General features: G+C 50.0%; 4 protein-coding genes. 2 read left to right on the top strand and 2 right to left on the bottom strand.

Annotation, left to right across the window (positions count from 1 at the left end):
• The coding region (locus ASF57_RS25800; protein ID WP_156376150.1) for a hypothetical protein at positions 1 to 747 on the bottom strand (747 nt) is incomplete at its 3' end.
• A 435-nt stretch (positions 748 to 1,182) separates the two neighbouring features.
• Here ASF57_RS25800 and ASF57_RS25805 point away from each other — a divergent pair.
• Positions 1,183 to 1,698 (top strand): hypothetical protein, encoded by a 516-nt coding sequence (locus ASF57_RS25805; protein WP_156376151.1) that lies wholly within the window; start codon positions 1,183 to 1,185, stop codon positions 1,696 to 1,698.
• A gap of 22 nt (positions 1,699 to 1,720) precedes the next feature.
• Here the strand turns inward: ASF57_RS25805 and ASF57_RS14470 are convergent, their stop codons facing one another.
• Entirely contained in the window at positions 1,721 to 2,356 is a 636-nt protein-coding gene (locus ASF57_RS14470; protein ID WP_056484651.1) for a recombinase family protein, read from the bottom strand.
• Between the two features lie 1,848 nt (positions 2,357 to 4,204).
• Between ASF57_RS14470 and ASF57_RS25810 the strand changes: the two genes are divergently transcribed.
• Positions 4,205 to 4,822, top strand: coding sequence for a hypothetical protein (locus ASF57_RS25810; RefSeq protein ID WP_156376152.1), 618 nt, complete (start codon positions 4,205 to 4,207; stop codon positions 4,820 to 4,822).
• Positions 4,823 to 5,692 lie beyond the last annotated feature (870 nt).

The following is a 5,692-nucleotide window of genomic DNA, read 5'->3' on the forward strand; positions in this document are numbered from 1 at the left end:
GAACGTAGCCAATAATAGATTGGGTCTTGGTTCAGGCTGAGCAAGCCATTTTCTGAACCGATGACAAATCTCCCATGCTATTTGCATGCATCTCCTTCTCTGCTCCCAGGTTTGTGGCATGTTCCGGCCATGCCTCTGAGTTGTAGCTACATCCGAGAAAGACTGAATAGTATCCCGGTTAATATTCAAATTGCTCCGCAACTGATTCCAACCATTTGTTTCGTTAGCATCGTCAAATGCATTACGAATAGTTTCTATTGCTAATCGGCAATGAAGAGCTGTGAAATCAGGGTATCGAATTGCATTCCGCAACTCGAACGAAGACCTTGCTATGATTGGATTTATTGCTAATTCTAGATCAAGATCATGGGCGCCATAATCATTTGGAATAAATGTTAGCCTATCACCAAACTCTGTTCTATCGTCAAACACAAAACCTTCTACACCAAATACTGATGTTTGCTGTCTTCCGATATGAGTAATAGAGTCTATTTCATATGATATTCCCAATACGAAATAAAACCCCGCATTATTAATAATGTTTCCGACTATATTAAACAACACATTTCTAATATCCTGAATAACGATATCGGACTCTGATTCTATATGTATGAATATCTTTGATTTTATAATCTGTATGGATACTGTTAGTATGTTACCATCAGACCACGGTACACCTAGTGCGATACGATCAAGGCTTAGATCTACTCGTTCAGGAATGACCCGTCCTTCAGCAAGCCAGCGCATTCCTGTTCCTCCTGTGCGAGTTCAGGCCACGCCGCAGCATTCATGCTGTATCAGCCGGTGGCCTAGGGAGCCCGCCAGAAGGCAGTAAGCACCTTCGGTGCCCATCCGCCATCCCTAAGCGTCAACGCCCCTGGTGAAGCTCCTAGGCGATCCTAGGCCCATTCCTCCTGACCGCCCTCCTCCCGCTGTCGGCGTTTTCGCTGACCGGCGCTGCATTCGCATGCCTCGCGTAGATTATCTCTTGACGAATTCAAGTTTAAGCTTAATTAATCCAGCCGTATGCAAGATAAACATGCAGTAATCTATACAATAAATCTGATCCTACCATCTGTAATCATCTGACGATACTTCTGATCCTATCATCTGTACGTGCCATCTGCACCTACGTCTGTACAGGCATCTGAGGACCGTCTGTCCCGTAACCTGCGAGGAATGATGCTTGAGCTTACCAACGTTAGCAGCAATCTGCCTGTTTCGTACAATATCGAAAAAACGATAGATATCCCAACTTACCTATTATCTCCTATGCCTCCCGTGTTCCCTGGTATAGAGGGCTACGCATTCATGATAGAGGATAGTGAAGTAGTTGGTACCAAGATATATGATAAATCAAATCTCGTTGATATGGTTGCAGAGCGCCTGTTTGATATTGATTTAGAGACCGTACCTAAAGAGCAAAATCTCTGCGAATTTGCTATCTCAATGCTAGACGAGGAAGAGGATGAATACGCAGACGAATTGTGCCTTATCATTAGCACATGGAACTCTGTGACTGCTCTTCGTAAGCTTACAAAGGGTCCTGCTCTTGAGCTTGAATTCTTAGGCTCCCATAAGGTCCGAGACCAAAGGGCCGTACAGCTATTCAGCATCAAAGAGCAGGATTTCCGACGGCCGCGTCTGCGCCGCTTCTGCGTGTTCGTCTGTAAGCTCCATCGAGGTGTCAGGATCTGACCCAAGCCCGATGACACCGGCTCTACAGGCTTGCGACGGTCTGTAGAGCCTTGGCCTGATGAGAGACCTTAGCGATCGTAGCCCGGCTGCATCCGGTAGCGGCCTGTATCTGAGTCCATGACACGCCCTTAGCGAGCATGTCGGCAATGCCAGCGTTCCGCTTGGTATCCTCAGGACGGCCCTTGTACCTGCCTTCAGCCTTTGCCTTGGCTTGCCCCTGAGCCTGCCGTCTGCGGCGATCCTCGTAGTCCTTACGAGCTACGGCTGCGAGCATGTCCAAGAGCATTCCATTCACGGCCTCGAACATGCGCGTCGTGAACTCGTCGGCTGTAGCTGTCGCTAGGGACCACGAGGTAGGCAGGTCCAGAGCTACGATCCGTACCCGGCGCTTAGCGATCTCTGCCTTGAGCCGTTCCCAGTCTGAGGACGTGAGACGCGATAGGCGATCCACCTGCTCTACCAAGAGCACGTCCCCAGGCTGAGCATCAGCTAGGAGCCGGAATAGCTCTGGCCTAGCGAGCTTCGATCCAGACTCGTTCTCTGTGTACCAAGCGGCAACCGACAAGCCTCGCTCTGTAGCGAACTCCTGTAGCGGCTCCCTGGCTCTCTCTGCATCCTGCTCTGATGTGGAGGCTCTGAGGTAGGCCCTGACGAACATGAGAAGTGATCCGGTCTGGTATGAATGGTTCACACCTAGTCAGTCTGTTATGGATTGTAAACCGGTATTTTATGAACCAACCCGGAGGTAGTCTCTTAGGAGCATACCCATACTGAACCAACCCGACGGATTAATGCTCTTAGTAATAAGCTGTCTCTAACTTGGAACAAGTCTGTACCCGTCAATGATAAAGCTTAATTAGAGACAGCTTATTACTAAACACTATAAATACCTGTATCCTACCCAGATAAAGATCTAGTACATAGATACCTAGTAATAGATACTAGAGATATTATCTTATAAAGATATAAGAGTACAATACCATTCTACAATGTATATTACTACGGAGTAGTTCTACTAAATTCTTACTACGGAGTATTTCTGCTTAAGGTATGTTATAGTTCTTACTATCTGTATCTTGGAAACTGATACCAGAGGGTATCTTAGTTCTAATCCCATTCTAATTCCACATATGAAGGGATGGACTATCGTACCAAGTCTGCATCAATAGATCAGTATCCGGGTGTCATTCAAGGAATGGAGCTAAGACAGATACACCCTAAAAGGTAAGGGCTTCAGGCTAACCATCTGATGAATTGTATTAAGTATCATATGTCTGTATACTGATATAGTTTCTTGTAAGGGCGGCTATGGGGACTTTGATTCAGTGTATCTGTTAGATACCCTCACGGAAAAATCTGTCATAATTTTTCATTCTGTATTGATTTATTTTTTCTAATTCTGATCCTTTAGGATAGCTTGTCTCAATGCATCCAAGGCCGCTTCTAGTTTCGACTGAGGCTCTGTCCGATCTGGCAATCTCTGTACCGGCAGCTCTTCCTGCTTCGTATCCCGAAAATACCTCTCGAAGAGAGGTTCTATCTTTGGGCGACTTAAGAGGCTTGATCGAGGAAGCCCTAGGCTCTCTGGCGGTCTCGCTCCGCTCAGGCGCTCCGATCCATGAGGTTGCCCCAGGACGGGCTTCAGCGGTTCAGGGCACCGCGAGTACCCCGAACGCCTTGAATGCCGCTCCTTGCCCCGCTGAGCGCGTTTGTTCGCGGCCAGGAAGCCTGCCAGGAACTCGCCCCCGAAACGCCAGAGGACCGGCTTCCGATGCAGCCCCTCGTCGGTAGGCTTGTAGCGAGAACCAGGTGCAGCTTCTGTACGATCCAGGAAGCCGATCGCCTCTAAGGTCCGTAGGGCTCCCCGTATCTGTCCCTCTGTGAGATCGAGGTTCGCAGCTCGCTCTGCTAACGCTCTCCGATCTACCGGGAAGGCTGTCACGATCCGTGCCGGTGAACTCCAATAGCGACCGAGGAACAGGGCCAGAGCGTACGCTGCCTCCCTATTCCGTACCGAAGCCAGAGTGGCTGCAAGCCTGTCGTGTATCGTTCTTGGTAGCTGGTACGAGCCCGATAGCTCAGTAGGAGCGAAGGCCCTTCTGACGGATCGTACCCGGCCTTGGATCAGAGGTCGTGTCTGTAACGGCTTCAGCGCAGCCGTCTGTATCTGCTCTGCGAGCATGTCCTAGTCCCATCTGGGACCGTTTCAGCCCAAGCGACATCGCTTCGAGAAACAGTGTTCTCGATTGACTCCTGAGTGGAGCTATGATGTGCTGGAGGCCTTCGAGTTCTCCGAGCACACTATGCGATTTGACGGCTCTACCCTTGCCGGGGTGGGGCCGTTGTCGTTTCAAGGTCCTACTGCGGTCGTTCTGTACCTCTGCCTGTCCAGCGACTCGTGCTTAACGAGCATCCGGAACGTGGCATACGGCACCAAGCTGCCCCGTTCGTCAAATCCGATAAGGTGCGCTCAGAGATACCAACAATCAGGCCGGGGGGCTTTCCGATGAACATGCAATCTTACCTAGCCGAAATAAAGCATGCCGCTGAAATCAGTCTGAAGGCTATATGGGAAGAGCATAAGCAAGTACAGATTTCTAAGGCTACGTTAGACAGGCTTACCAAGCAGACTCATAGGGATTATGAGCGTGCAGAGCGAATAGCTGATTCAGATGATATTGACGATATCACTATGGCAACTGGGTTGCATTGGGAAACATATTTTGGAGTAGACAAAGAACGATTCAATGCAGAAGCCTTTCACAAGGAACAAGAAAGCGTACTTCAGGCTCGTAAGTTTTCCCGCGCCGCTTTGTCTGGAACGGTGCTACAGCTTGCTAAGCAAGGCATTTCGATAGTTCATGGAAAACTGTCAGATGCTCCTACAGGCCCGAACCTGAAAGGCGCGCCCTTGAGTAGCGTCATTTGGCAAGCTCGAAATCAGGCACTTCACTGGGAAGAAGGTAGCTTTAGCAAATCTGTTACAGATTGCTTCGAAGGTATGTCAACGAAATGGCCTACACTTTCAGCCTATAGAGATAAGAATTTAGCATTTGAAGTTGTTGAAGTACTTGGATGGACTCACTATGAGGCATTTGAGATCGACATGATGAGCCTAGCCTGAGATTCAGGCATGAGGGCGAGAACAGAATTTTAACTGTTCCCTAGGCCATACTGTCACCGGTGATGACACCGGGGATACCCTCTGATGTCACTGGCGACGCCTCTGGTGACGGACGTGGATACGAAGCTTCTTACGTATGCCGAGTTAGCTGACGCTCTAGGGATAGCCCCTGCGAGCGCCAAGCGGCTTGCCATTAGACGAGGATGGCAGAAGACACCCGGTAACGATGGGAAGGCTCGTGTAGCTGTCCCTATTGAAAGGCTTGAGATCGAGAGACGTCCTACCGGTGACAGCCCTAGTGACGACACCGATGACGACCCTGGTGATGTCACTCCCTCCGTCCCTAGTGATGACACTGGTGACAGGGGTGACACCGAGCTGCCTGCATTCCTTGCAGCTACCGCCGTCCTGACGCAGCACATTGAGCGTCTGGAAAGGGAGCTATCCGAGTCCAAGGCTGCTCTGGTCAGCATGACGAATGAACGTGACCTAGAGCGAGAGGCATCGGCCCAGGTGGACGTACTCAAGGCCATCCTTGAGGCTGAACGCCAACGGACCACAGAGCTTCAGGCAGAGCGCGATCTAGAGCGCACCAAGGCTGTACGAGTCGATACGCTCCAAGCTGTCTTAGAAGCCGAACAGCGGCGCTCTACCGAGCTAAGGGACGAACGAGATAAGTGGCAGGCACTCGCTACTGCATCTCGTGGAGGGCTATGGGGCTGGCTCAGGCGGAGTGCATAGTAACCAACTCTGCTCAACCTAAAGGGTTGGGAACGTAGCCAATAATAGATTGGGTCTTGGTTCAGGCTGAGCAAGCCATTTTCTGAACCGATGACAAATCTCCCATGCTATTTGCATGCATCTCCTTCT

The sequence above is a fragment of the Methylobacterium sp. Leaf117 genome (genome assembly GCF_001422985.1).
Lineage (GTDB): Bacteria > Pseudomonadota > Alphaproteobacteria > Rhizobiales > Beijerinckiaceae > Methylobacterium.

Excerpts from the sequence above, each read along its gene's own strand:
- ASF57_RS25805 (WP_156376151.1), top strand. The coding sequence starts at position 1,183 with ATGCTTGAGCTTACCAACGTTAGCAGCAATCTGCCTGTTTCGTACAAT.
- ASF57_RS25810 (WP_156376152.1), top strand. The coding sequence starts at position 4,205 with ATGAACATGCAATCTTACCTAGCCGAAATAAAGCATGCCGCTGAAATC.
- ASF57_RS14470 (WP_056484651.1), bottom strand. The coding sequence starts at position 2,356 with ATGTTCGTCAGGGCCTACCTCAGAGCCTCCACATCAGAGCAGGATGCA.